Genomic DNA, 25225 nt, shown 5'->3' with positions numbered 1-25225 from the left:
GTGGTTACAACATGACTAAAAAAACACTTTATTTCTTATGTACAGGAAATTCATGCCGTAGCCAAATGGCAGAAGGATGGGCAAAGCAGGTTTTACCAACCGATGAATGGGAGGTAAAAAGTGCCGGTATCGAAGCACATGGATTAAATCCGAATGCGGTAAAAGCCATGAATGAAATTGGGATGGATATTTCAAAACAAACTTCAGATATTATTGACTTTGAAACTTTAAATAACGCCGAATTAGTTGTCACTTTATGTGGGGATGCAGCAGATAAATGTCCAGTCACTCCACCTACTGTAAAACGTGAACATTGGGGCTTTGATGATCCAGCGAAAGCACAAGGAACAGAAGAAGAGAAGTGGGCATTTTTCCAACGTGTTCGTGATGAGATTGGGGAACGAATTAAGCGATTTGCTAAAACAGGCAAATAAAAATGTAAGGGGAGGCGAACGCCGAAATGGATTATTCATTATTGGAAAAACAATTGAAGGCTGTTGCCGATTCAAACCGTATTAAACTTCTTGCGTGCTTGAAAAATGGGGAAGTGTGCGTTTGTGATTTTGTCGATGTACTTGGCATCTCCCAACCAGCAGTGAGTCAGCAACTTCGTAAATTGAAAGAAGCAGGGATTATAACTGAACGAAAAGTCGGTACATGGAAGCATTATCGTTTAGTAGAAGAACAAACGCCTCTTATGATTGGTATTTTAGAACAAATTAAACCGATGTCGACATGTAAATGTGAAACTAGCTGTTAAAGATTGAAAAGGGTGTATATCTCTATTGAAGTACACCCTTGATCTCTTTAATCTAATCCTACCAATATACTTCTTCTTTCTAGTAACATATTATCCTTCCAAACCCCATCCTTTTTTCCAATCTTCTCTCGTATACCTACTACTTTAAATCCATTTTTCTTGTGTAAATGAATACTTGCTTCATTTTCTTTAAAAATTTTTGCTTCCAATGTCCAAAAACCTTGTTCTTCAGATCTCTGAATTAAGTTTTGAAGTAGTAAATTTCCGATTCCCGTCCCTTTAGCCATTGGGTGAACATAGATACTAACTTCGCCTACACCTGCGTAAACTTTCCTTGCTGAGACAGGCGTCAATTTGCACCATCCTAAAATGTCTGACCCTTTTTCGGCAATTAATGTACATTCTCGATTTGCATTACCGATCCATTGTTCATATGTGACCGGTGCTTGGGCTTCGAATGTTGCTATTTTTGTCGCAATGCCCGCCTCGTAAATAAACTTCACTTGCTCCCAGTCATCTTCTGTAACTTTACGAATACTTATCGTCATTAGATTATCCTCCAAATATGGAAATGTAATGTAATTTTAAGATTATTTATTGCAATTTGCAAGTAAATTATGTATAACTAAATTAAGAGGTGAAGATATGGAAAACAAACGTGAAATCTTCCATGTGTTAACAAGAAGATTTGGATTACTGGATAAAAATTGCTGCTCGATAGGGAGCTTTGAGATTTCTCCAATTCAAAGTCATATTCTTTATGAAATCGACCAACAACATGAACCATCTATGCAACAGATTGCACAAAACTTAGCTATGGATATCACAACATTTAGTCGGCAAATTCAAACATTAGTGAAGATGGACCTAGTGAAAAAAACTCCTTCATCCGTAGATAAAAGGGTTTCCATTTTGAGTCTAACTGTACAAGGGAAATTTGTTGCTACAACCATTGATCACTCAATGAATGCATATTTAGATGAGGTATTTTCACATATGAATGAATTCGAAAGAGAAACGGTGCTTCGTTCTCTCAAATTGTTAAATGAAGCGATGTCAAAGTCATCTGTATGTTGTACACCGTTATATTAAGCAAGAACATTCTTGCTTTTATTTTTACCCAATACTTGCATATTACAAGTATTTGCATAACAAAATAAATAAGTGGGGGTTATATTATGAAGAAAGAATTAGTTATTCGAAATGTAAAAAGTTGTTGTGAATCGGTTGCCGAAGAAACTACGGTATCTCAAGATGAATTAAATGAATTACCGATTGCAGTGATTGGAGCTGGACCTGTGGGATTGGCTGCTGCTGCACATTTAGTGGAACGAGGAGAAAAATTTCTTCTATTAGAATCCGGTTCACAAGTAGGAAGCAATATTTTACAGTGGGGACATGTTCGTTTGTTTTCACCTTGGCAATATAACATTGATAAGTTAGCAAAAAAGCTATTAGAACAAAGTGGTTGGATTGCCCCACCTGCTGAACAACTTCCAATTGGCAAAGAACTAGTGGAGTTATATTTAGAACCTTTATCGAAACTGCCTGAAATCAAACCTCATTTGTTATTAAACGCAAAAGTAGTGGCTATTAGTAAAAAAGGCCTCGATAAGATGAAAAATGCTGGTCGAGATCAAAGCTCTTTTATTTTATATGTTGAACATCAGGGGAAAACGCAAAGAATCGAGGCAAAAGCAGTCATTGATGCAACTGGGACATGGGCAAATCCGACCCCAGTAAACGCTGATAATATTTGGACATCGGAGGAACGCGCATTAAATAAGCAGATTTATTATGGTATTCCAGATGTACAGGGAAGACATAAGAAAAGATATCTTGGGAAAAAAGTGGCTGTTATCGGAGGAGGTCATTCTGCAATAAATACCATTCTGGAGCTGGCACAGTTAGACGATCAAGTAGAGATTAATTGGATTATGAGAAAACAAAAAGTGGAAGAGGCATATGGTGGGGAAGAAAAGGACGCACTTGAAGCAAGAGGGGAATTAGGTAGTAGAATACACCAATTAGTAGACTCCGGTCGTATAAAAGTGTATACACCTTTTATAATTCAGCAATTATCTCAAAAGGAAGGTGGTATTGAATTAATGGGAGATTATAAAGGTGAACCATATACCCTGTCTGGAATCGATGAAATGATTGCAAACACAGGAAGTAGACCGGATTTTTCTTTCCTTCGAGAAATTCGATTAAGCATTGATTCAGCAACAGAAAGTGTGGAGGCATTATCTCCTTTAATTGATCCGAATCTTCATAGTTGTGGAACAGTTCGACCACATGGTGAAGAAATTTTGAGACAACCTGAGAAAAACTTCTATATCGTTGGCATGAAAAGCTATGGCCGCGCACCGACATTTTTAATGGCAACAGGCTATGAACAAGTTCGTTCCATCGTTGCTTATCTTTCGGGTGATATGGAGAGTTCTAAAAAAGTAGAATTAGAACTACCCGAGACGGGGGTTTGTAGTGTTAATTTAATTCCTAAAGTTATTTCTTCGTCTTGTTGCAGGTCGTAAAATAAGTCAGTGAAAAGAGATTGCGAATGTGCAGTCTCTTTTTTTATTTTTTAATTATTAGTCAAATATGGGAAGATATTAGACAAATCGCTCACCATATTAGTCAAAACTGCCCTAATATTAGTCAAAATCCCCCTAATATTAGACGAACAAAATTTCATATTTACATCATAATAATATTATGTAACCTAGAATCCAGAAGTTCATTTGGATTCTAGACTTTTTCATTTTGATCTAGGACTATTCCCATATAAATTTCACCATACTAATGTTGAGGTGGAACCAATGACAATTGTACGACTAGGCTATGTTGCGATGAGTATGCACCTGCAAAATGCATCGCCATCCCAAACGATGACGTTTTCAGCATTCCAAAAAATTAGCGATCAGGAAGCGGCCATTCGCAAATTAGAACGAATTGCCTTATCAAATTTAGAAAACACCCATCGACTACTGAAACATAATGCTTCACATGATATCCATTTTTACCGTTTAACCTCTCGACTCATTCCTTTAGCAAACCATGAGGAATTGCCCGATTGGAATTATATGAAACCATTAAAAGAGAAGCTGCTGGAAATAGGGGAGTTCGTAAAAAAACAGAACATGCGAATCGATTTTCACCCAGATCATTTTGTTGTTCTCAACACTTCTAAAGTGGACGTATTCAAAAATTCTATTAAAACTTTGAAAATGCACTATCTATTATTAAAGGGCATGAAAATCGATCCTTATCATCGATGCGTACTTCATGTAGGTGGCAACTACAATGATACCGAAAAATCATTAGAGAAGTTCGTTGATAACTGGATGGATGTACCGCGTTCCATTCAAAAGATGATCCTGCTCGAAAATGATGACACTTCCTTTACATTGGATGACACCCTTTATTTATGTGAAAAATTAGGGATCCCACTTGTGTTTGATTATCACCATCATCTTGCTCATCATACAAATGAACAGTGGGAAGAAAATTGGGAACGTATTATGGCCACATGGAAAGATTCACCTCTTCCAATCAAAATGCACATTTCGAGTCCAAAAAGTGAGGCGGAATTTCGTCACCATTCCGATTATGTGGATGTGAACATGTTTTTTAATTTTTTAAAAGAAATTCAAGGAACCGTTCCGGAAATTCATTGTATGATCGAAGCGAAAAAGAAAGATGAAGCCCTTTTCCATTTAATACAAGAAATTAAGGGGAGAGCCGATATTGAAATAATCGATGGGTCTTCCTTCTACTTAAAATAATTAGGTGAAGTTTTGGATTAATTTCTATTTTTCAGATGAGCTCTCAGACGAATCGAAATTTATTTTTTCGGGTAGTTGTCCGTCTCGAATCGTCTGTGCGGCCTTAAATAAAAATACAAATTATTCCTTTTTACCTGGTTATTTTTCAATTTGCTCATTTTGAATGCGAACTAATTATAAAAGTTCGCATTCGTAAAATCGCAGTAAACATTGTTATATCAACGTTTTTTGACATTTTTCAACATACTAAAACCAAGGCTATTTTTTTGAATGCGAAGTAATAGTATAATAGAAAGAAAGTTCACTTAAGTATATTTTTAGCGATTAAACCGCGCTAAATACTATTTAAAATTGCAATATGATCGTAAAGAAAGGTTTGAAAAAACATGGCAAATTTAAAGGCGAATGGAGTAAAAAAAGCAGCTCCCGTTTCTCCAATCAAACGGCCAAAAGATTTGAAAAAAATTTATAGTTATTTAAAGGGCGAAAATTTAAGGAATTTTACCGTTTTTGTTGTAGGGGTGAATGTCTTACTTCGAGCAGGGGATTTGTTATCGCTAAAATGGTCGGATGTATTAGACGAAGATCAGGACATCAAAAAGAAGATTATGATGACAGAAGAAAAAACCGACAAAAGAAGGGAAGTGCGCTTTAACGAAGATGCTAGGAGCGCATTGGAGCTTTATAAACAATCCATAAAACAACTCAATATGGAGGATTATATTTTTAAATCAAGAAAAGGGACTGGTCCCATTACAGTCAAAACATTACACCGAACAATTAAGGAAACTTGTATGGAATTAGGCATTAAAGGCAACTTCGGAACCCATACATTACGGAAAACAGGGGCGTATCATATTTACATAAATAATATCGCTGAAAACCCAAGTATTATTTCCTATCTCCAAAAGATTTTAAATCATTCGTCTCAGGCAACCACTTTACGTTACATCGGAATTGAGTCAGAGGAAATTGATGATATTTTTGATAACTTGAAATTGTTCCAATGATATTTTCGATGTATCGACAATTTTTGAAACTTTCTTTCTATATAACTCGTAAAATCTATTAAAACGAATGATTAAAAGGGGAATGTATGGATGAAGAAAAAACAAGTGAAAAAATACGCCACGCTTACCACAGCTTCTGTCATGACGATGCAACTGACAGCATGTAATACGACCACATCAGTTTCACATGAAGTAGTGGAAGAAGAAATTAACGTAGTAGATGAACTAAACGAACAAATAATTGAGCAGCCCATTGATGAAGTAGTTGAAGACGAATATCTAGCATCTGTTTATGATTCCGAATTTGCAGGTGCTTGCGATGACTGGGACGAACAAGATGATGGGTCATATGAATGTATCGATGAGAACTCAGACTATTATTCTGAACATTTTTTTGAAGGGGTAATGTTTGCCTCATTAGCAGCGATGGCAGGTTCGACAATCTATAAAACGTATAATTCGAAAAATGGGATAAATAAAAAGCCAATGAAGGTAACCGATTTAACTAACTCTAATTCAGGTGGTGGGACGAGCAGTAGCTATTCAAACTCAGGATCTAGTAGTGTAAAGGAAAAAACGCCAACAGTAAAACCCAATACGAACACGAATAGCACGAGCAGTACTAGCACTACAAAAAACTCAACAAACAATTCAAATTCATCTTATAGCACTTCAAGTAGCAGCAATAATTCATACACGAATTCTAGCACTAACAGTAGTTCGTCTTCTAGCTATTCAAGCGGTAAATCAGGCTTTAGTTCTGGCGGCACATCCCGAGGCGGTTCTTCTTCCTCATAATAGATTAACTATTTAGGAAAACCTTCATTTAGAAGGTTTTTTCGAATTAAGGTGGCTTACATATGACGAGTAAACATACATATAACATAAATCGAAAAGCATTTTATAGTCAATTCAATCAATTCTTTGCTGATTTCGCCGATCTCGAATATGCATTGTATGACGTAATGATGATGGAAAAGGAAAAAATTGAGGAACTTCAATATGCGACCAACATCTTATGGAAAGTGTTTTCGAAAGTTGGAAAACAGTTCAAAAAGTTAAGGAAGGAACAGCTACTGGCATTAGGGATACGAGAAGAAATGATCCCATATCTCCATCTTGATTACTTACCCCAGCAATCCATACTTGCACGTTTTGATTTTATTTGTACAGAAGACGGGAATATTAAGTTAATCGAACTAAATGGAGATACACCCTTTCTTATTCAAGAAACGTTTGAGATGAATCAAGTGCTATGTAATCATTTTAATGTTTGTAATCCCAATCAAGAGAATGTCGTTATAAAAAGTCTTTCTAGTGCGTTATTTTCTGCCATGACCTATCTCGAGCTAAAAGAGACACCTGTTGTCGTTATAACCGGAAAAGAGGAAACAGAGGATTTCGAGGAATATTGCCAAGTGCAATATTTAAAAAGAATATTACCTTTTGAAATAAAGTACGTTCCTATTTCGCAATTGATAATTTATCCAACAGATGGAGAGCAGATGAAACGCGGGCTCTATACACCTTCAATGGAGAAAATTGATATCTTATTCAGACCTGCTCATCCCATTGAATTTTTAATTGACGATGTTGCAGAAGATGGTGATCAAATAGGGCTTCATTTATTAGATTTAGTAAAAGATCAGGAATTAGCAATCATTAACTCCCCAGCCGCATACATTTTACAATCCAAAATTTTATTATGGCTTATATGGGAAAAACGAAATAACCCCTTATTATTCACGAAAGAAGAAAGAGAAGCCATTAACAAGTATATGCTACCAACCTATATGTCAGCTGATTCCTTCCTTCAAAGTGAACAGCCCTTTGTTAAAAAGCCTGTCTTTTCAAGAGAAGGGAATACGATCGAAATTTACAATAGTGAAGGTGAAAAAATCAATACTTCACAACATCAACATTACACAGACAATTTATACATTTATCAGCAATATATTGAAATGCCATCCATTACAATCCAATTAAAAGATGGTCAACATGAAAAGAAATGGTTAATTGGTTCGTTTATAGCAGATGATCAAGCTTGCGGCATTGCATGTAGAGTAGGGAACCAAATTACAGAATGGGATTCCCATTGGTTAGCAATCGGCTCTCCCGCATCTGATGCAAACTAGAATTTTACTAATAAAATACCCCCTTTGTTTGCAAACTAAAAAGAAATCTTTTGACAATTGCATACAGTAAATATTTACCATAAAATAGTAAGTAACTTACTTTTACTGGAAGGGGGACATTTTTATTAAAAAGCTAATCCCAATTATTGCATTGTTTATTTTAACTGGTTGCGCAAATAATTTGATGGATGAAAAACCACGAAATTATTCTGAAATGGAACAACCAAAAGTAGAACAAAAATCGCCAATCATAATGAAAGAACCAGAAACTTATACAGCATCTATTTCAGCAATTGGAGATATTTTACTCCACTCGTCGGTTTATAAAGATGCGAGTATCGGTAATAACCAATATGATTTCACAAAAATGTTTGTTCACGTTGCGCCTTATTTGAGCCAATCCGATATTACGATGGCGAATAGCGAAAGTATCATTGGCGGCCAAGAGCTTGGTCTTTCTAGCTATCCTCAATTCAATAGTCCTTATGAAATAGGTGATGCATTAAAAGAGTCTGGTATTGATGTCGTTAATATGGCCAATAACCATACACTTGACCTTGGGGAAAAGGCCATTCTAAATGCGACAAGCTATTGGAACAAACTCGATATCACTTATGTTGGTGCATCATCGACAGTTGAGGAAGCAAATCGAATTAAAACGTTAACAGTTAATCACATTACATTTTCATTTTTAGGTTATACATATGGCACAAATGGGTTAAAACCACCAGTAGGTAAAGAATATCTTGTCAACTACTTAAATGAAGAAACATTAAAAACAGATATCCTAAGAGCGAAAGAAATTTCAGATATTGTGGTCGTCAACCTCCATATTGGAAATGAATATGAACGTATGTATAACGACTATCAAGAAGAAGTAGCTCAAATTGCAGCCGATGCTGGGGCACATATTGTATTTGCCCATCACCCCCATGTACTTCAGCCTGCAAAGTGGTATGAGGGGATCAATGGCAATAAAACCTTTGTCATACATTCATTAGGAAATTTTTTATCCGCGCAAGATCGACTATACCGTCAAATTGGGGCGCTTGTAGAATTAGAAGTGACAAAAACCATCACTTATGATGTAAATGGAACTCCTTCTACGATGATCGAAATTCATCACCCTAAGATGTTACCGACGTATGTAAAATTTAGCAATTGGAAAAACTACGAAATTTTACCGTTATATCAAGTGACAGATCAACAACTACCGAATGCGCAAAAGATTTATGATGAAATAAAAAAACATCTTTCACAATTTATAACAGATCTTACTTTTATCGAAAATGAATCTTAGCAATCTTAGCCAGTTTAAAGGAAATACTCCTCTAAACTTGGCTTTTTTATTTAGACATAGTCATGTAATCATTTGTGAACAATAAAGATAATCTATTTTTCGCTTTCTGGAGGTTTCAATACATGCAGGAGTATAAAGTAACTTACTTTTTTGATGAACAACATTATGTAAGGAGATTTATACATGTGGAATCTCAAGAAGCAGCCATTCAACTGATTCAAGGGGAACGGGACCAATATATTTCATTTACGGATAGTCGAGGAATCTATCACGAATTAAACACAAGCACCGTCCGAGTTACTCAAATTTCAGAGTATCATCGAAAAATAAAGAAGAAGGAGTGATGATATGCCCTTACACCATTATATTGAACAATATTTTCAAAAATATCCTGATGCACGATGGAAAGGAATAGATGTTGACAATCCTCCAATCGAGAAGCGTCCCAAAGTACTAAACATTGAAGATATGACCGTAAATGCTGGAACCCATCAAATTCCCATCCGCATTTATACTCCTGAAGAATCAGCACCCTATCCATTACATGTATTTTTCCATGGTGGATCCTATATCAACGGAAGTCTCGAATCACATGATGTTTCTTGTCGGCTTATTTGTTCATTATCAGGTGTAAAAGTAATTGCCGTTGATTATCGAAAGGCGCCCGAACACCCTGCACCTGCAGCTTTTCAAGATTGTTACACTGTGACAAAATGGGTGGTTGACAATGCCGAACAACTAGGTGGCAACCAACACAACATATCTGTTGGTGGATCAAGTGCTGGGGGAAATCTAGCAACATGTGTGGCATTAAAATCCATCAAAACTGGTGATTTTAATTTGGCCAAACAGGTGTTACATTACCCAGCGACAGACTTAGATGAAAAAATTAAAGGAAGTGAGTATCAATCCCGTGATCTATACAATGCGAAATATGGTGTTGATATTACGCAAAGTCAAACCCACTTGAAACATGGAGAGCAAGAAAATAGCCCGTTTATATCTCCAATTGAAGCTACATCGGATATGTTAGAAAAAATGCCTGATACGTTAATTTTCACTGCAGAATATGATCCACTTTGTGACGAAGGGGAAGCGTATGCAGAAAAATTAAAAGAAGCAGGTGTAAATGTCCGACTCGTTCGATTTGATGGAGATATTCATGGATTTATGCAGTACTTCCCAGGGTCACCTGATTATATGCGTGGCTATGATATTACATCGGAATTTTTAATCGGGGAACAATAAATTTTAAAATAAAAACGCATTGATTTATATGAAGATCACTGAAATATTTTTTTCTTTAAGGAAATTTAGCTTTTCGGTGGCTTTGTTTATATCAAGTGCGTTTTTTTATGCACCTATTTTTCATCTGCAAAATTTATCTGCATATCAAAAAATGCCGAAAATCTATTATTCTTCTTTTTTTAAAGAGATTTCATAGCTTTCATGCAAATTTTATATGCACCAGTTCATTAATTTAATTCCAATAATAAAAATAGTTAAAATATTTTATCAATTGATTTTGCTGCGTTTATTAAGATTTAATCTTCAATTTCCGAAAAGTTGGCATGTTTCTTGCTTATATTAAGGTGTACAACAACAAAAGGGGGAAATTTATATGTCAAAACCAGAAATTCTTTATTCAGTAAGAGCTCAACGAGGAAACACATTACGCTGTAAGGGGTGGCGTCAAGAAGTAATCCTTCGAATGTTAGAAAACAATATGGAAAATGCTGAAAAACCTGAAGAATTAGTTATCTACGGAGGAATTGGTAAAGCTGCTCGCAACTGGGAATCATATCATGCAATTGTAGATTCTTTAAAAAATCTTGAAGATGATGAGACATTAGTTGTTCAGTCTGGAATGCCTGTTGCAGTCTTTAAAACGCATAAATATGCGCCAACTGTTGTAATGGCTACAACAAACATTATGAAAGCTGATTGGCCAACATTTTACGATTTACAAGAAAAGAATTTGACAATGTATGCGAATTATACAGCTGCTCCATGGGAATATATCGGAACACAAGGTGTAATCCAGGGAACTTTTGAAACACTCTCTGCAATCGCTCGCAAACATTATAACGATTCATTAGTTGGTAAAATTCTACTTACTGCTGGAGCAGGTGGTATGGGTGGAAACCAAACACGTGCAATGACAATGCATGGTGGTGTTGCCATTTTATGTGACTCAAATATTGATATCATTAACCGTCGTATTGAAAAAGGATTCATTGACGTAGTAGTGGATTCATTAGAAGAAGCAATTGCCCTTGCAAAAGAAAAAGCTACGAAAAAAGAAGCAATTGGTATCGCAGTTGTTGGAAATGCAGCGGATATTTTTGAAAAATCTTTAGAAATTGATTTCTTACCAGATATTGCAACATCAATGACTCCTGCACATGATCCTATTTCATACCTCCCTTCAGGTTTAACTGTAGAAGAAGCTGAGGAACTACGTGACAAAGATCGTCTAACTTATTTAGAAAAAGCTCGTCAGACGATGATTAGAGAGTTAAAAGCATTAATTGCATTTATGGACAAAGGTGTAAAAGCTTTTGAGTATGGTACAAGTATACGAAAAGAATGCATTGATGCAGGGTTTGATGAAGTCGAAGCAAAACGTTTACCTGGATTCGTAGCTGAATATTTACGTCCATTATTCTGTGAAGGACGTGGACCATTCAGATGGATCTGTATGTCAGGAGAAGCGGAAGACTTAAGAAAAATTGATGACATGATATTAGAGAAATTTAGTGATGACCTACTTGTAACACGTTGGATTAAATTAGCGAAAGAACATATTCCGATTGAAGCTTTACCAGCCCGCATTTGTTACATGGGATTCGGTCAACGTAAAAAGTTCGCATTAGAAGTAAATGATATGATTCGTCGTGGTGAGTTAAGTGGTCCTGTAGCATTCTCCCGTGACAATTTAGATTCTGGTTCAATCGTAAACCCAACATTTGAATCTGAAAACATGAAAGATGGTAGCGATTTAATATCTGACTGGCCAGCACTGAATGGTTTATTAAATGCAGTAGGAATGTGTGACTTGATTGCATTACAAGCTAACTATTCCATGGGGGAAGCTGTACACACTGGGGTAACAATGATTGCCGATGGTACTGCTGAATCTGATATGCGATTAGAAGTTGCAATGACAGTTGACTCTGGAATCGGTGTTGTTCGCCATGCACAAGCTGGGTATGATATTGCTCGAGATGTTGCAAACGGAAAAGGGAAACTTACTAATGAAAATATTAAAATTCCTTTATGGTGGGAGCCAACAGCTACATTCGGACCAAAAGACTTAGAAAAAGAAACAGTAAATTAATTTAATGAAAGGGCCTTAAGATAGTAACTTAAGGTCTTTTCAATTCTAAATATCTGCTCTTCTAGAATTACGTATTTCTTGTTGTAAAGGAGATCCATAATGAAAAAAATAAAACCTCAACTTGTAATTCTAAATGCTAATCAAATCGTTACTTGCACGGAAACAAGACAAGAAGGCTTTAAAGTATTTTCCGAGCAAACAATTGTTATTCAAAATTCATTAATCATTGATATATGTTCAATATATCATGCAACGCAAAAATACATTATTGACGATTCGAATAGTATAGATGCTTCAGGAAAAGTGGTTGCTCCTGGATTTATTGATTCTCATACACATCTCGTATTTTATGGAACGAGAGTAGAAGAGTATGTTGCGAAATTACACGGTGATGTGGAAGCAAACTTAAAAAAAATTAAGCTTAGAACTGGTCCAAACCGAACAATTGAATTAACTCGCGATACATCCGAACTAGAACTTTTTGAACAATCGAAAAAACGTATTCTATCCATGTTAAAACATGGTACGACAACTGTTGAAAGTAAGAGTGGCTACGGACTGACAACTGATAGTGAAATAAAGATTTTAAAGATTGGCAGACGCCTTCAAGAGGAAACTCCACTTGATGTCTATAATACTTTTTTAGGTGCTCATGGAATCCCTGATGGCATGACAAAAGAAAAATATTTAGACATCATTATTAACGAAATGATACCTGCTGTTAGTGAACAGAATCTTGCTGAATTTTGTGACGTTTGGTGTGATAATGGATATTTTACTGCAAATGAATCTCGCCTAATTTTAGAAGCTGGCTTAAAAGTAGGAATGTTACCAAAAATTCATGCAGACGCGTACTCCAATATTGGGGGATCAAAACTTGCTGCTGAAATGAAGATGGTATCAATCGACCATATGAACTATACCCCAGAACATGTTTTAAAAGATCTTAAAAATGCTGGAGTAGTAGGAGTTTTAATGCCAGCATTAGATTTTGCAGTTAATCATAAACAACCATTTCAAGCTAGAAAGATACTAGATAGTGGAATGGATATCGCCTTAGCAACAGATTTATGTCCAGCATGTTATACACCGTCAATGCCATTTGTTATTAATTTAGCATGTCGTTTGTACCAATTGTCCGTGGAGGAGGCAATTGGTGCTGCTACTATTGGCGGTGCAAAAGCTTTAAATTTACATGATCGTGGAACAATTGAAGTCGGGAAATTAGCAGATCTTCAAATTTGGGATGTTCCAAATTACATGCACATTGCTTATGAATTAGGTGTAAATGTTGTTGATACTGTTGTTAAAAGTGGGGAAGTTGTCGTACGTAAGGGTTCTCTCGTAAAAGTAAATATTGAAGTTTAATGGAGGTAAGGAAAAATTATGACTGTTAAATTCATATCAAAAGCTGCTTCAAAAGTAAACGAGGAGAGATTACTTAATCTTTTTTTAGATTTAGCCAAAGTCAATGGTCCTAGTGGAAAAGAACAGCTTGTTGCGGATTATCTTCTAGAAGAACTACCAAAGTTAGGTTTTTCCGTCACATTTGATGAAGCATATAAAAAGTTTAATGGGGAAGTAGGTAACTTAATCGCCTGGCATGAAGGAAGCGACAATTCAATTCCTCCATTATTTTTCTCAACCCATATGGACACTGTACTACCTACCGAAAACTTAAATCCAATTATTAAAAATGGCATTATTTCTTCAGACGGAACAACAATTTTAGGTGCTGATGACCGAGCTGCCTTAGCATCATATATCGAGGGTTTCCGTGCAGTTATAGAAAGTGGTATACCACATGGACCAATCGAATTTATTTTAACAGTTAATGAACAGGCTGGATTAGTAGGAGCAAAGTATTTAGATTACACAATACCAAAAAGTAAAGCAGGCTACATTTTTGATAGTAGTGGAGATGTAGGTCAAGTGATTTTACAAGGACCTTATAGTAGTCGTATTTGGTTCACTGTTCATGGAAACTCAGCGCATATTGCATTAAATTCTGAAGTTGGAAATAATGCTTTTCTAATCGCTGCAGAAGGCTTATTAAAGATGAAGCTTGGTGAAATCGACAATGAAACAGTAGCAAATATCGGCATAATTAAAGGCGGGGAACTAACTTCAATCATTCCAGGAAGCGTCATTTTTGGGGGAGAAGTTAGAAGTTTTTCCCAGGAAAAGCTAAATCGTCAATTAGATCATATGAAAGGAATCATGGAGGAAGTTGCGAATAAAAATAATGCACGATTGGATGTGAAAATTGAAGAGAAATATTTAGGTTTTAATGTTTCGGAGGATAATAAATTGGTAATAAACGTAAAAGAGGCTACTAAAAATATAAATGTTTCACATTATGTGACAAAAACACTTGGTGGTGCTGATACAAATATATTAAATGAAAATGGTTTAACTTGTATTACTCTAGGAAACGGCTTCCAGAACATTCATACTTTCAATGAATATATCAGTATTGAAAACTTAAATAATACAGGTAGATTAACAGCTTCATTAATTGAACAATGGTATGAAAATCATAAACAATAATAATCAAGGCTACTTAGAAATAGGTAGCCTTATATAAAGGGAGTGTGGGTCAATGTTTGACAATCCTGTTTTAATCTCCGTAATTGTTTTAACGATTTTAAGTTTATTAAAAGTACATGTTATTTTTGCTTTAATACTTTCTGCTCTTGTTGCTGGATTAGTAGCTGGATTACCATTAAAGGAAACAGCATCCATATTTATTAGTGGAATGGGTGGACAATCGGAAACCGCACTAAGCTATATTTTGTTAGGTGTATTTGCAGCGATGATTGCACATTCTGGCATCTCTAATCTATTAATACAAAAACTATTAAAAATCAAAAAACCAAATAAAATTTTACTATTATTATTAATAGCTGGTTTAACTTGTTTATCAGGAACATTAATCCCTGTGCATATTGCGTTTATACCCATTTTAATCCCACCTCTTCTATACTTTTTCAATAAATTAAATATTGATAGAAGAGCAGTAGCTTCTGCATTAACTTTCGGCTTAAAAATGCCATACTTGTGGATTCCAGTAGGGTACGGATTAATTTTCCAAGGCATTATTGCAACTGAAATGACATCAAATGGTATGGAGATTGCTACATCAAATATTCCTATTGCAATGGCAATTCCTGCAATTGGTATGTTTGTTGGATTATTTATTGCCGTATTTCTAACATATAAAAAATCCCGCACTTACAACCAATTAGCAACAGCGGAATTAGCTGCAGTTTCTGAAGATGAAGAATTGATGAAGAAATTTGAACCGCGAGACTGGATCACAATCCTTTCAGTTTTTATCGCTCTTGGGATGCAATTATGGTTTGGTTCGATGGTTATTGGTGCGATGTCGGGGATTATTACTATGTTCCTAGGACGAATTATTACATTAAAAGATGGGGAAGAAGTGGTTCAAGATGGGGTCAAATTAATGGGAGCCATTGCATTTGTTATGCTTATCGCTTCGGGCTATGCCACAATCCTTAAAGAAACAGATGCTATTAATGAATTAGTAAATGCAGTAAACGGAGTTACCGGTGATAGCAAATTTATTACAGCAATATTATTGTTACTCATTGGGTTACTTGTAACAATGGGGATTGGTACATCTTTCGGTACAGTTCCAATCTTAGCAGTTGTTTTTGTACCTTTATGTTTAGCAGTTGGCTTCAGTCCATTAGCAACAGCAGCGTTAATTGGAACTGCAGGAGCTTTAGGAGATGCTGGATCACCAGCGTCTGACAGTACACTTGGACCGACAGCAGGGTTAAATGCAGATGGACAACACGATCATATTTGGGATACATGTGTCCCAACATTTATTCACTATAATATACCTCTATTTATATTTGGAGTAATCGCAGCTTTAGTACTTTAATTAATTTAATTTTGGAGTGATGAAAATGATAACTGTTAATACAATTGAATTAGACGGAAAATCACTAACGCGACAGCAGATTGAGTTAATAGCGCAGGGCAATACTTCTATAAAAATTTCAAATGAAAGTTTAGAACGTGTTCGAGAAAGTAGAGCTCGCATAGAAAAACGACTTGATGCAGGTGAAATTATATACGGTGTTAATACAGGATTTGGAAAATTAAGCGATGTAAAGATTAATAAAGAAGACAATGAGCTTTTACAACTTAACTTGCTTCGTGCAGATGCGGTAGGTGTAGGAGAACCTTTACCTACAAATATTGTTCGTGCAATGATGTTACTACGAACAAATGCCTTAGCTAAAGGCTTTTCAGGGATTCGTGAAGAGACATTGCATTTATTAGTTGAGTTAATTAACCGCAATGTGCATCCAATTGTTCCTTCACAAGGTTCAGTAGGTGCTAGTGGAGATCTTGCACCCTTAGCACACGTAGCAATGGTGCTAGTCGGTGAAGGGAAGGCTGAATACGAAGGTGTAGTATACTCCGGTGCTGAAGCTTTAGAACGAGCAGGGTTACAACCTGTTGTATTACAAGCAAAAGAAGGCTTAGCTTTAATTAACGGAACACAGGCAATGACGAGTATAGGAATAGTAACTTTAAATGAAGCGGAAAGACTTGGATACGCAGCTGATATGGCAGCATGTTTAACAATGGAAGCATTAAGAGGGATTATTACTGCATTTAACGCAGATTTACTAGCAGTTCGTCCACATCCTGAATTAGAATTTGTAGGAGGAAGAATACGCCGTTGGTTAGAAGGAAGTAAGCGGGTTACTGAGCAAGGCCAATTAAGAATGCAAGATGCGTATTCTATTCGATGTATACCACAAGTTCATGGGGCATCATGGCAAACAATACGCTATGTTGAAGACCGTGTAAATATTGAAATGAACTCTGCAACTGATAATCCAATTGTATTAGAAAATGGAATGGTCGTTTCAGGTGGCCATTTTCATGGACAACCAATAGCTTTAGCGATGGATTTCTTAAAAGTCGCTGTATCCGAATGGGCGAATATTTCAGAACGAAGAACTGAACGATTAGTAAATCCTCAGTTAAGTGGATTATCGCCATTCCTTGCAAATGACCCTGGACTAGATACTGGTTTAATGGTTGTTCAATACGTTGCAGCTTCATTAGTATCTGAAAATAAAGTGCTTGCACACCCAGCAAGTGTTGATTCTATTCCAACATCTGCAAACCAAGAGGATCATGTAAGTATGGGGACAACTGCAGCAAGACAAGTTCGTCAAATTGTTCAAAATGCTGCTAATGTTATTGCAATTGAAATGATTTGTGCATCACAAGCAATTTATTTAGAGAAAGCAGAAGACCAACTATCTCCAACTACAAGGTCATTCTTAGAAAAAGTTCGTGAAATTTGTCCACCACTACAACAGGATCGTTCTATTTCAGAGGAAATTGAAGCAGTTGCAAGATTCTTATTAAGAACAGATACGCTTGTAAACTTATAAAATCTAAGTATTAATAGGGATGGGGTGTTTTATTGAATGAAGTATTGGACTTAACATCTGCTATACAAAAAATAATTCCTATCGTAGTGAAGTGGAGAAGGTATTTTCATGAACATCCCGAACTTTCTTACGAGGAATTCCATACATCGGATTTTATCTATGATCAATTAATTTCATTTGGAAATTTAGAGGTTACTAGACTGACTAAGACAAGTATAGTCGCAAAACTTATTGGCTCAAAACCTGGAAAAACAATTGCTTTAAGAGCAGATATGGATGCATTACCTATACAAGAAGAAACAACATTTTCATTTGCTTCGAAAACACCAGATATTATGCATGCATGCGGACACGATGGCCATATTGCAATACTTTTAGGTGTTGCAAAAATTGTTTCGCAGCTAAAAGATCACATATATGGGGAAATTAGATTTATTTTTCAACATGCCGAGGAAGTATTTCCAGGAGGGGCTAAAGAGTTAGTCGATTTAGGTGTATTAGAAGGAGTAAATCAGATTTTTGGAATCCATTTATTATCATCAATTCCAACAGGAAAAATTGGTATAACAACAGGTTCCTTCACAGCAAATTCAGATACGTTTGAAATTGAGATTATCGGAAAAGGTGGTCATTCCGCTGAGCCAAACAAATCAATTAATCCCCTGTTAATTGGTGCACAACTAATTAATAATTTACATCATATAATTTCACAAAAAGTGGATGTTGACGAACGTGCTATTTTAGCAGTTACAGAGTTTAACGGAGGCAGTGCAAAAAACATTATCCCAGATCGTGCATTCCTAGGTGGTGGAGTACGTACTTTTTCAAGTATAGTACGTAAAACCATCGAAAGAGAAATTGAGCAACATGCAAAAAATATTACTGCGGTATATGGGGCAAACTATATTTTTGAGTACACTTATGGATACTCATCCATCATAAACGATACGGAACTTTCGTTAGAAATCGAAAAAGTCGTTTCTGAGTATTTTGGGGATGATGCAATTTTACGAAACTCCCCAATCATGGTTGGGGAAGATTTTAGTGCATATCTAACAAAAGTACCTGGCATTTTTGTAGGTGTTGGCGCTGCCTTTGAAGACGAGACACTTAACTATCCTCATCATCATCCTAAATTTGCTATTAATGAAAACGCTTTAGAAAATGGGTTGAAGTTATTTATTTATACAATCTCACGATGGAATATGAAGTGCTAAAAAAACGTGTGCAAAAATTTTACAACTTTTTGCACACGTTTTTCTCATTTCTATTTTGTGATTCCTAATTTTTTTATATGATACTGCAACGATTGTCTCGAAATATTTAAATGCTTAGCAGTTAATGAAATATTCCAATTAAATTGTTGTAAAATACTCTCGATATATTGCGCTTGATTTGTTTTCATTAATGATTTTAATGGTCGTGCTGTACTTGTCATTACTTTAGTTGAACTAGTTACAATTTTTTTTCGTAAATAGTGTGGTAAAAGATCGACAGTAATTTTTTCATCATTTTTAGCTTGGATAACCAAGTTTTCTATTAAGTGTTGTAACTCTCGGGTATTACCTGGCCAACTATACTCTATGAGTAGGGAAAGTAGAGAAGGGGCTAAAGTAATATTTGATTTTAAATATTTATTTTGATAATTTATAAGAAAATGATTAATGAAAAATAATATGTCTTCTTTTCGTTCACGTAATGGTGGAATGAAAATACTTGAATGAGCAATACGATAAAATAAATCCAGTCTCATTCGATTTCCTTCTGTTAATAATTCAGGATCTTCGTTAGACGCACTAATAACGCTACATGAGATTGGAATTAATTCATTACTTCCAACTCTACGAATTGCGCGTTCTTGAAGTACACGCATTAACTTTGGTTGTAAATTCATTGGTAACGAGTTTATTTCATCCAAAAAGAGTGTGCCTTCTTTTGCATACTCAAATAATCCTTCCTGATCTATTGCTCCTGTAAACGCACCTTTTACAGAACCAAATAAGGTACTTTCTAATAATGATTCTGGAATCGCTGCACAATTTATTGCAACAAATGGTTTATTAGCCCTTGGTCCATGATTATGCATACTTTGTGCAAATAACTCTTTTCCTGTACCAGTCTCTCCAACAATTAAAGTATCTGTATTATAAAAAGATGCGTTTTGTGCTTCAGATATAACTTTTTTTAATGCAGAACTTTCGCCCTTTAAATCATGAAACGTATAAATTGTTCCATTATTGTATTTTTCTTCATTAGAATCTTTTGTAATAGCTCGCCTTTTAAGTTCAATTGTTTCATGTAGTCTTTCTTTCAAACTTGCTTCAGTTCTACTTAAGGAGAAAACTGCAATTGTTTGTCCATCTTTCTTGATAGGGTAGGAGCTATAACCTACATATTTGGGTCCTTCTTCACTTTTTGCATGGGCATGGTATTTGGAATAAATTGGCTTTCCTGTTTTGAAAATATGTGCATGTTCTGAGTTTTGTCTTTCGTATTTGTAACCTTCCCATAGCTTCTTATGAAGAATATCTTTTTTTTGTATTCCTTCCATGTTTTCTTGCGCTGCATTGTAATAAATCACATCGCCTTCTTTATTACTAACAAGTACTCCTTCATCAAGCTTTTCAATAATCTCTTCTAAAACATATAAACGATTTTGTAAATTCTTTTTTACATCAAACATGTTTTCTACAAACACTAAATGATATATTTTATCAAACTCAAATCTTTCAATTGTTATTTTAAAAAATTGATTGTCTACCTCTACTTCTTGAATTACTGAACATAAATGTAAATCTATTGGTAGAATAGAAGAAATTGAAGTTGAAATATCAATAGGAAGCGTAATTGAATGATCAAGCTTCCAAAAAATAATATGAAAATGCTCATTTGTAACAATTACATTTTTACAACATAAATTTACAAATCGCTTTAATTCCTTATCCATTCTATCACCCCCAAAAAACGGAAAATAATCCGATTCTCTAATTAATGCAATAATATCATATCCCAATGGCATTTTGCAGAATATTAAAATTACTTTGTTCAGTATTGATTAAAAAAAGTTGTTTTTTGTTATGGGTTTACAGTTTTTAACGTATATATAAAAGGAGACTAAGAGAGGTGTTCGAATGGATATATTATTTTTGTTAGTGTTAGTTCTTCATATCCTTGGCGCAATATGCGGACTAGGAGCTACCTTTGCTTCTCCATATATAATGAAGGGCGCTCGCAATGTGCGAACGGCTACCTATGCCCATGCTGTTAATGCAAGAATAGAAAAACTCGCAAAAATGGGGAGTATCACACTACTCGTTACAGGTTTGATCATGGCAATCATCCATCCGTATTTATTTACAACAGGATGGTATATCGTTTCTATCGTACTCTATATTTTAACTCAACCAATTGTCGCTTATTTCATACCGAAACATACGAAAACACTCGTTTCTATACTCGCTACAGCAAAGGATGATGAACTTCCTAGCGAGTATATCCAAGTACTAAAAAAAATAGCTCCGCTAACCGTTACTACACAAGTACTGCTCGTTATTTTAGTGGTACTTATGGTATTTAAGCCTTTCTAAACTAGCTATGCTTCTAATAATATAATTTCGCTAAAAATATGTGCTCCTGCGGTAGTAACAATAAATTGTCACTATCCTCGTCGCAAAGGGAGAGTTCGAAAAACACTTTTCGGACTCTCCCTTTCCTATTAAAATACAACTTTAGAGAGAATAGGAAGAGGTTCCTATTAAAAATAAGAAGGTATGGGGATATGTATTTTTCTCCATTCATTCTATTATAAGGTTACATTACATTCATGGGCAAAAAACGCCAACGTAAATGCTCCTTAAAATGCGCTAGACTGCATCAGTTAAAACATATACCACAACGAAGTGAACTATATAAAACAATGATCGAACCCATTTACGAATTATGGAAGGAAGTTAAAGACATGACTCTAAATTTCAATTTGTTTAATACAAATAATCCTTTAATGTCTTCTCTTATGACTGGTGTGTTAAACACGTTAACAGATTTAATATATATTATGAAATTTGAAGATAATAAATTTACGTACGTTTTTGCTAACACTTCAGGATTATCCATGATTGACGAGGAGCTAGTTGGAAAATCCATTAACGATGTGTTACCACAAGAAAGAGCAGAACTTTTACACTACTTCATTAAAAAATCCGTAGACAAAAATTGCGATGTAACTTTTACAGAAAAAATTTATGCAGATCATGATCATCAGTATGTTTATGAATCCACATTAACACCCATTCATAATGATGGAGAGGTATATGTTATTTCTGTAAGCCGTGATATTACAGCGCAAACTCAACAGATGAAGGAACTATCTCGAGTAAAAAACTTATTAGAGAAAAGTAAACAACAATTCGCGACTTTAATTGAACATCATGACGATGCTATATTTGCACTAGATACGGACGGTTATTATTTAGATTCAAATTCTGCATCAGAGGAAATAATGGGCTATGTCCCTTTTGATTTAATTGGGACAAGCTTTGCTCAAATTCTTTCAAAGAACGAAATCCCAAAAGTGAAAGAAATTTTCCAACGTGTCATCAATGGTGAAACGATTCAATATGAAACAGTTGGGATTCATAAAAATGGTCAAGAAGTGCATTTAAGCGTTAAAAACTTCCCAATGACAATGGATGGAAAAGTAATTGGTGTTTATGGAATTGCTAAAGAAATCACAAAAGAAAAAGAACTATTGCAAACATTCTACGTCGATATAGACTCAACGGATAATGAATTTGAAGACCGTTTACATTCCCAAGCTTTCTCGAAATTCTATCGTGATTCTGATGCTCAAAATGATGAATTCCTACAGTTTATTCAATTACTAGAAGAAGACGAATTGTTTATTGATAGCGAAGACGAACCACTAAATGAATCAAACCGCATTTATGAACAAATCCGAAACGGCATTGACTGGAATAGGCTATCAAACGATTCTCGAAATATAGATGATTTATTCAATCTTAATCAAGAAATGACGATTACCTTTTTGGACAGAAGGAAATTTACGAAATATGACGAATTATAAAAAAAGTAGCAGGGACAAATTTACTACTTAAAAAGTATTTTTTAATATAAAAACAGCCTATTCCAGTTGCAAAGTCAATAAATAACACGCAATCGGAATAGGTTTTTGACGTTTCCCACTAAGAATGCATTTCTAGGATAGTCATAATTACTCATGCGAATAGAGTTTGCCAATTTTTATCATTATTACAAAGTACTCACTATTCAAATAATTTTATGGTATTCTATTAATCTGTATAGATTATTTGATTATCTATTTTGGATGGTGAAGAATATGTTCAATGAGAAAATAAATATTTTATTAGTAGATGATCGCCCAGAAAATTTACTAGCATTAGAAGCCATTATTGAAAGAGAAGAATACAATTTAATCAAAGCCTATTCTGGAGAAGAAGCACTTCGATATTTACTAAAATATGAATTCGCTTTAATTTTACTTGACGTCCAAATGCCCGGAATGGATGGTTTTAGTACAGCCAAAATCATCAAAACTCGCGAGAAAACAAAAAACATTCCAATATTATTTGTAACCGCCAACCACATAGATTCTAAGCATATTTTTATGGGGTATTCGGTAGGAGCGATTGATTATATTTTAAAACCCTTTGATCCAATGATTTTAAAGTCGAAAGTAGAAAGATTTGTTGAAATTTATACATTAAGACATAAATTACAAATGCAATCAAATGATTTAGAAGAGAAAAATAAAGTAATTGAATATATGGCCTATCATGACGGCCTTACAGATCTCCCCAATAAAAGAATGTTTAATGATGAATTAAGTAGAAAAGTAATTAAAGCTAAAAATTCTAATGAAACACTTGGACTGATGTATTTGGATTTAGATCGGTTTAAAAATATTAATGACTCGTTAGGACATTTAATAGGAGACAAGCTGCTTCAACTTGTGGCAAAACGACTTTCCAATGAAATGCGAATGGATGATTTTGTAGCACGGGTTGGGGGAGATGAGTTCATTATTCTACTTCCAAATAGCGACCGTGAAGTATGTTTAGAAATTGCAGCTAACATACTCAATGCATTTAAACAGCCATTTTTCATGGATAGTTATGAGTTCCATTTAACCACATGTATTGGTCTAGCCATTTTCCCATTTGATGGTGAAGATTCAACTGTGCTAATGAAAAATGCAGATGCTGCTTTACGTCGTGCAAAAGAACAAGGTAAAAATAACTTTTTCGTCTATCACTCCGGCATGAATATTCAAACTTATCGGACTTTTCTTATGCAACAGGAATTGCGCAATGCAATCAATCTTGGACAATTCAGCCTCGTTTATCAACCGAAAATCCAATTACCGTCCGAACAAGTAATGAGCGCTGAAGCCCTTTTACGATGGAACCATCCAACATGGGGACCCATCTCACCAGATGAGTTTATTCCGATTGCAGAAGAATCAGACTTAATTTTTGAAATTGACGAGTGGGTTTTAGAAAATGTCTGCAAGCAAATTAATCTATGGAGGAATGCCGGTTTTCCACAAATGCGTATTGCCATCAATTATTCAGCACACCATTTTTTAAAACGGAATGTCGTCAATCAAATTAAAAAAATATTACAGCAATTTGAAGTAAATCCAAATCAAATCGAGATTGAGATTACCGAATCGGCCATTTTAAAAAACGAAGACATTGTAAAGCAGGCGATTCAACAATTAAAAGAGCTTAACCTTCATATAAGTCTTGATGATTATGGAACAGGGTACTCTTCTATAAATTACTTAAGAGATTTTCCATTAGATACAGTTAAAATTGACAAGTCCTATATTCAAGAGCTAACAAATCCACAAAAGAATAGCCATATCATAGTAGAATCTATGATTTCCTTATTAAAGAAACTAAACATTCATGTAGTTGCTGAAGGTGTGGAAACAGAAGCTCAATTATCCATATTAAAAGATTTTCAATGTGAAGAAGTGCAAGGTTATATTTATAGTCGCCCTCTAGCATTAGTTGAATTTGAACAATATATTCGAAATGTGAAGAAAAGAGAAATAACCGAGATCACTTCATCAACCAAGCATATAACAGAAAATGTTATCAACTTAAATTCAAAAGATGAAATTGGTATTAATCGAGAATTATTATCCGATGCCATTTCAGAAATAAAAAAAGAATATTCTCTTTCAACTCGTGAAGTCGATGTATTTTCGTTAATCGTTGATGGCTTAAGTAACAAAGAAATCTCTGAAAAATTATTCATTAGCGAACATACAGTAAAAAACCATATCACCAACATCCTATCAAAATTACAAGTATCAGACAGAATGCAAGCAATTGCGTTAGTCTATGAAGCATGTATTAATAAATCCAATGCGTGACTACCAATCTACATAA

General features: G+C 35.0%; 22 protein-coding genes. 20 read left to right on the top strand and 2 right to left on the bottom strand.

Going from position 1 to position 25225, the window contains the following annotated elements; all coding sequences use genetic code 11:
• Positions 1-11 precede the first annotated feature (11 nt).
• Together arsC and EK386_RS13335 are read left to right on the top strand one after the other, a co-directional pair.
• Positions 12-434: an arsenate reductase (thioredoxin) gene (gene arsC, locus EK386_RS13340; RefSeq protein ID WP_126659676.1), complete on the top strand. Its 423-nt coding sequence runs from the start codon at positions 12-14 to the stop codon at positions 432-434.
• 26 nt (positions 435-460) lie between these two features.
• Positions 461-760, top strand: coding sequence for an ArsR/SmtB family transcription factor (locus EK386_RS13335; RefSeq protein WP_126659675.1), 300 nt, complete (start codon positions 461-463; stop codon positions 758-760).
• 47 nt (positions 761-807) lie between these two features.
• Here EK386_RS13335 and EK386_RS13330 read toward each other — a convergent pair whose 3' ends face one another.
• A complete protein-coding gene (locus tag EK386_RS13330) occupies positions 808-1308 on the bottom strand; it encodes a GNAT family N-acetyltransferase (protein WP_179966039.1) in 501 nt (166 codons plus the stop codon).
• A gap of 97 nt (positions 1309-1405) precedes the next feature.
• Between EK386_RS13330 and EK386_RS13325 the strand changes: the two genes are divergently transcribed.
• From EK386_RS13325 to EK386_RS13255, 15 genes are all read left to right on the top strand, one after another.
• Positions 1406-1852, top strand: a complete 447-nt coding sequence (locus tag EK386_RS13325; protein ID WP_126659674.1) for a MarR family winged helix-turn-helix transcriptional regulator — start codon at positions 1406-1408, stop codon at positions 1850-1852.
• Positions 1853-1938: 86 nt separating this feature from the next.
• Entirely contained in the window at positions 1939-3297 is a 1359-nt protein-coding gene (locus EK386_RS13320; RefSeq protein ID WP_126659673.1) for an NAD(P)-binding domain-containing protein, read from the top strand.
• Between the two features lie 285 nt (positions 3298-3582).
• Positions 3583-4548: a UV DNA damage repair endonuclease UvsE gene (gene uvsE / locus EK386_RS13315; RefSeq protein ID WP_126659672.1), complete on the top strand. Its 966-nt coding sequence runs from the start codon at positions 3583-3585 to the stop codon at positions 4546-4548.
• Between the two features lie 386 nt (positions 4549-4934).
• Positions 4935-5558 carry a tyrosine-type recombinase/integrase gene (locus tag EK386_RS13310; protein WP_126659671.1) on the top strand — a complete coding sequence of 208 codons (624 nt, stop codon included), beginning with the start codon at positions 4935-4937 and terminating at the stop codon, positions 5556-5558.
• Positions 5559-5648: 90 nt separating this feature from the next.
• On the top strand, positions 5649-6356 hold the full coding sequence (locus EK386_RS13305; RefSeq protein WP_126659670.1) for a hypothetical protein: 708 nt from the start codon (positions 5649-5651) through the stop codon (positions 6354-6356).
• A 62-nt stretch (positions 6357-6418) separates the two neighbouring features.
• Positions 6419-7693 (top strand): glutathionylspermidine synthase family protein, encoded by a 1275-nt coding sequence (locus EK386_RS13300; protein ID WP_126659669.1) that lies wholly within the window; start codon positions 6419-6421, stop codon positions 7691-7693.
• 184 nt (positions 7694-7877) lie between these two features.
• Positions 7878-8993, top strand: coding sequence for a CapA family protein (locus EK386_RS13295; RefSeq protein WP_126659668.1), 1116 nt, complete (start codon positions 7878-7880; stop codon positions 8991-8993).
• Positions 8994-9115: 122 nt separating this feature from the next.
• On the top strand, positions 9116-9337 hold the full coding sequence (locus tag EK386_RS13290) for a hypothetical protein (RefSeq protein ID WP_126659667.1): 222 nt from the start codon (positions 9116-9118) through the stop codon (positions 9335-9337).
• A gap of 4 nt (positions 9338-9341) precedes the next feature.
• Positions 9342-10241: an alpha/beta hydrolase gene (locus tag EK386_RS13285; RefSeq protein WP_126659666.1), complete on the top strand. Its 900-nt coding sequence runs from the start codon at positions 9342-9344 to the stop codon at positions 10239-10241.
• Between the two features lie 373 nt (positions 10242-10614).
• Entirely contained in the window at positions 10615-12333 is a 1719-nt protein-coding gene (locus EK386_RS13280) for an N-tau-methylurocanate hydratase (RefSeq protein WP_126659665.1), read from the top strand.
• A 99-nt stretch (positions 12334-12432) separates the two neighbouring features.
• Positions 12433-13701, top strand: a complete 1269-nt coding sequence (gene hutI, locus EK386_RS13275; protein ID WP_126659664.1) for an imidazolonepropionase — start codon at positions 12433-12435, stop codon at positions 13699-13701.
• 18 nt (positions 13702-13719) lie between these two features.
• On the top strand, positions 13720-14883 hold the full coding sequence (locus EK386_RS13270) for a M20/M25/M40 family metallo-hydrolase (RefSeq protein ID WP_126659663.1): 1164 nt from the start codon (positions 13720-13722) through the stop codon (positions 14881-14883).
• Between the two features lie 52 nt (positions 14884-14935).
• Positions 14936-16249: a Na+/H+ antiporter family protein gene (locus EK386_RS13265; RefSeq protein WP_126659662.1), complete on the top strand. Its 1314-nt coding sequence runs from the start codon at positions 14936-14938 to the stop codon at positions 16247-16249.
• 25 nt (positions 16250-16274) lie between these two features.
• Entirely contained in the window at positions 16275-17786 is a 1512-nt protein-coding gene (hutH, locus tag EK386_RS13260; RefSeq protein WP_439331236.1) for a histidine ammonia-lyase, read from the top strand.
• Between the two features lie 32 nt (positions 17787-17818).
• On the top strand, positions 17819-19003 hold the full coding sequence (locus EK386_RS13255; RefSeq protein WP_246027667.1) for a M20 metallopeptidase family protein: 1185 nt from the start codon (positions 17819-17821) through the stop codon (positions 19001-19003).
• A 50-nt stretch (positions 19004-19053) separates the two neighbouring features.
• Here the strand turns inward: EK386_RS13255 and EK386_RS13250 are convergent, their stop codons facing one another.
• The gene (locus EK386_RS13250; RefSeq protein WP_158674427.1) at positions 19054-20733 is read right to left on the bottom strand and encodes a sigma-54 interaction domain-containing protein; all 1680 of its coding nucleotides are present in this window, start codon (positions 20731-20733) and stop codon (positions 19054-19056) included.
• A gap of 184 nt (positions 20734-20917) precedes the next feature.
• Between EK386_RS13250 and EK386_RS13245 the strand changes: the two genes are divergently transcribed.
• From EK386_RS13245 to EK386_RS13235, 3 genes are all read left to right on the top strand, one after another.
• The gene (locus EK386_RS13245) at positions 20918-21373 is read left to right on the top strand and encodes a DUF2269 family protein (RefSeq protein ID WP_126659659.1); all 456 of its coding nucleotides are present in this window, start codon (positions 20918-20920) and stop codon (positions 21371-21373) included.
• A gap of 371 nt (positions 21374-21744) precedes the next feature.
• Complete coding sequence (locus EK386_RS13240) at positions 21745-22869, top strand: PAS domain-containing protein (protein ID WP_158674426.1); 1125 nt, start codon at positions 21745-21747, stop codon at positions 22867-22869.
• Between the two features lie 273 nt (positions 22870-23142).
• A complete protein-coding gene (locus tag EK386_RS13235) occupies positions 23143-25209 on the top strand; it encodes an EAL domain-containing protein (protein WP_158674425.1) in 2067 nt (688 codons plus the stop codon).
• Positions 25210-25225 lie beyond the last annotated feature (16 nt).

It is taken from the genome of Lysinibacillus antri (genome assembly GCF_003977595.1).
In the GTDB taxonomy this organism is placed as follows: Bacteria; Bacillota; Bacilli; order Bacillales_A; family Planococcaceae; genus Ureibacillus; species Ureibacillus antri.
This window is presented reverse-complemented; position numbering and strand designations above follow the sequence as displayed.

Excerpts from the sequence above, each read along its gene's own strand:
- EK386_RS13270 (WP_126659663.1), top strand. The coding sequence starts at position 13,720 with ATGACTGTTAAATTCATATCAAAAGCTGCTTCAAAAGTAAACGAGGAG.
- EK386_RS13335 (WP_126659675.1), top strand. The coding sequence starts at position 461 with ATGGATTATTCATTATTGGAAAAACAATTGAAGGCTGTTGCCGATTCA.
- EK386_RS13250 (WP_158674427.1), bottom strand. The coding sequence starts at position 20,733 with ATGGATAAGGAATTAAAGCGATTTGTAAATTTATGTTGTAAAAATGTA.
- EK386_RS13295 (WP_126659668.1), top strand. The coding sequence starts at position 7,878 with ATGGATGAAAAACCACGAAATTATTCTGAAATGGAACAACCAAAAGTA.
- EK386_RS13320 (WP_126659673.1), top strand. The coding sequence starts at position 1,939 with ATGAAGAAAGAATTAGTTATTCGAAATGTAAAAAGTTGTTGTGAATCG.
- hutH (WP_439331236.1), top strand. The coding sequence starts at position 16,275 with ATGATAACTGTTAATACAATTGAATTAGACGGAAAATCACTAACGCGA.
- EK386_RS13240 (WP_158674426.1), top strand. The coding sequence starts at position 21,745 with ATGACTCTAAATTTCAATTTGTTTAATACAAATAATCCTTTAATGTCT.
- EK386_RS13235 (WP_158674425.1), top strand. The coding sequence starts at position 23,143 with ATGTTCAATGAGAAAATAAATATTTTATTAGTAGATGATCGCCCAGAA.
- EK386_RS13330 (WP_179966039.1), bottom strand. The coding sequence starts at position 1,308 with ATGACGATAAGTATTCGTAAAGTTACAGAAGATGACTGGGAGCAAGTG.
- uvsE (WP_126659672.1), top strand. The coding sequence starts at position 3,583 with ATGACAATTGTACGACTAGGCTATGTTGCGATGAGTATGCACCTGCAA.
- EK386_RS13325 (WP_126659674.1), top strand. The coding sequence starts at position 1,406 with ATGGAAAACAAACGTGAAATCTTCCATGTGTTAACAAGAAGATTTGGA.
- EK386_RS13305 (WP_126659670.1), top strand. The coding sequence starts at position 5,649 with ATGAAGAAAAAACAAGTGAAAAAATACGCCACGCTTACCACAGCTTCT.
- arsC (WP_126659676.1), top strand. The coding sequence starts at position 12 with ATGACTAAAAAAACACTTTATTTCTTATGTACAGGAAATTCATGCCGT.
- hutI (WP_126659664.1), top strand. The coding sequence starts at position 12,433 with ATGAAAAAAATAAAACCTCAACTTGTAATTCTAAATGCTAATCAAATC.
- EK386_RS13265 (WP_126659662.1), top strand. The coding sequence starts at position 14,936 with ATGTTTGACAATCCTGTTTTAATCTCCGTAATTGTTTTAACGATTTTA.
- EK386_RS13245 (WP_126659659.1), top strand. The coding sequence starts at position 20,918 with ATGGATATATTATTTTTGTTAGTGTTAGTTCTTCATATCCTTGGCGCA.
- EK386_RS13285 (WP_126659666.1), top strand. The coding sequence starts at position 9,342 with ATGCCCTTACACCATTATATTGAACAATATTTTCAAAAATATCCTGAT.
- EK386_RS13300 (WP_126659669.1), top strand. The coding sequence starts at position 6,419 with ATGACGAGTAAACATACATATAACATAAATCGAAAAGCATTTTATAGT.
- EK386_RS13310 (WP_126659671.1), top strand. The coding sequence starts at position 4,935 with ATGGCAAATTTAAAGGCGAATGGAGTAAAAAAAGCAGCTCCCGTTTCT.
- EK386_RS13280 (WP_126659665.1), top strand. The coding sequence starts at position 10,615 with ATGTCAAAACCAGAAATTCTTTATTCAGTAAGAGCTCAACGAGGAAAC.
- EK386_RS13290 (WP_126659667.1), top strand. The coding sequence starts at position 9,116 with ATGCAGGAGTATAAAGTAACTTACTTTTTTGATGAACAACATTATGTA.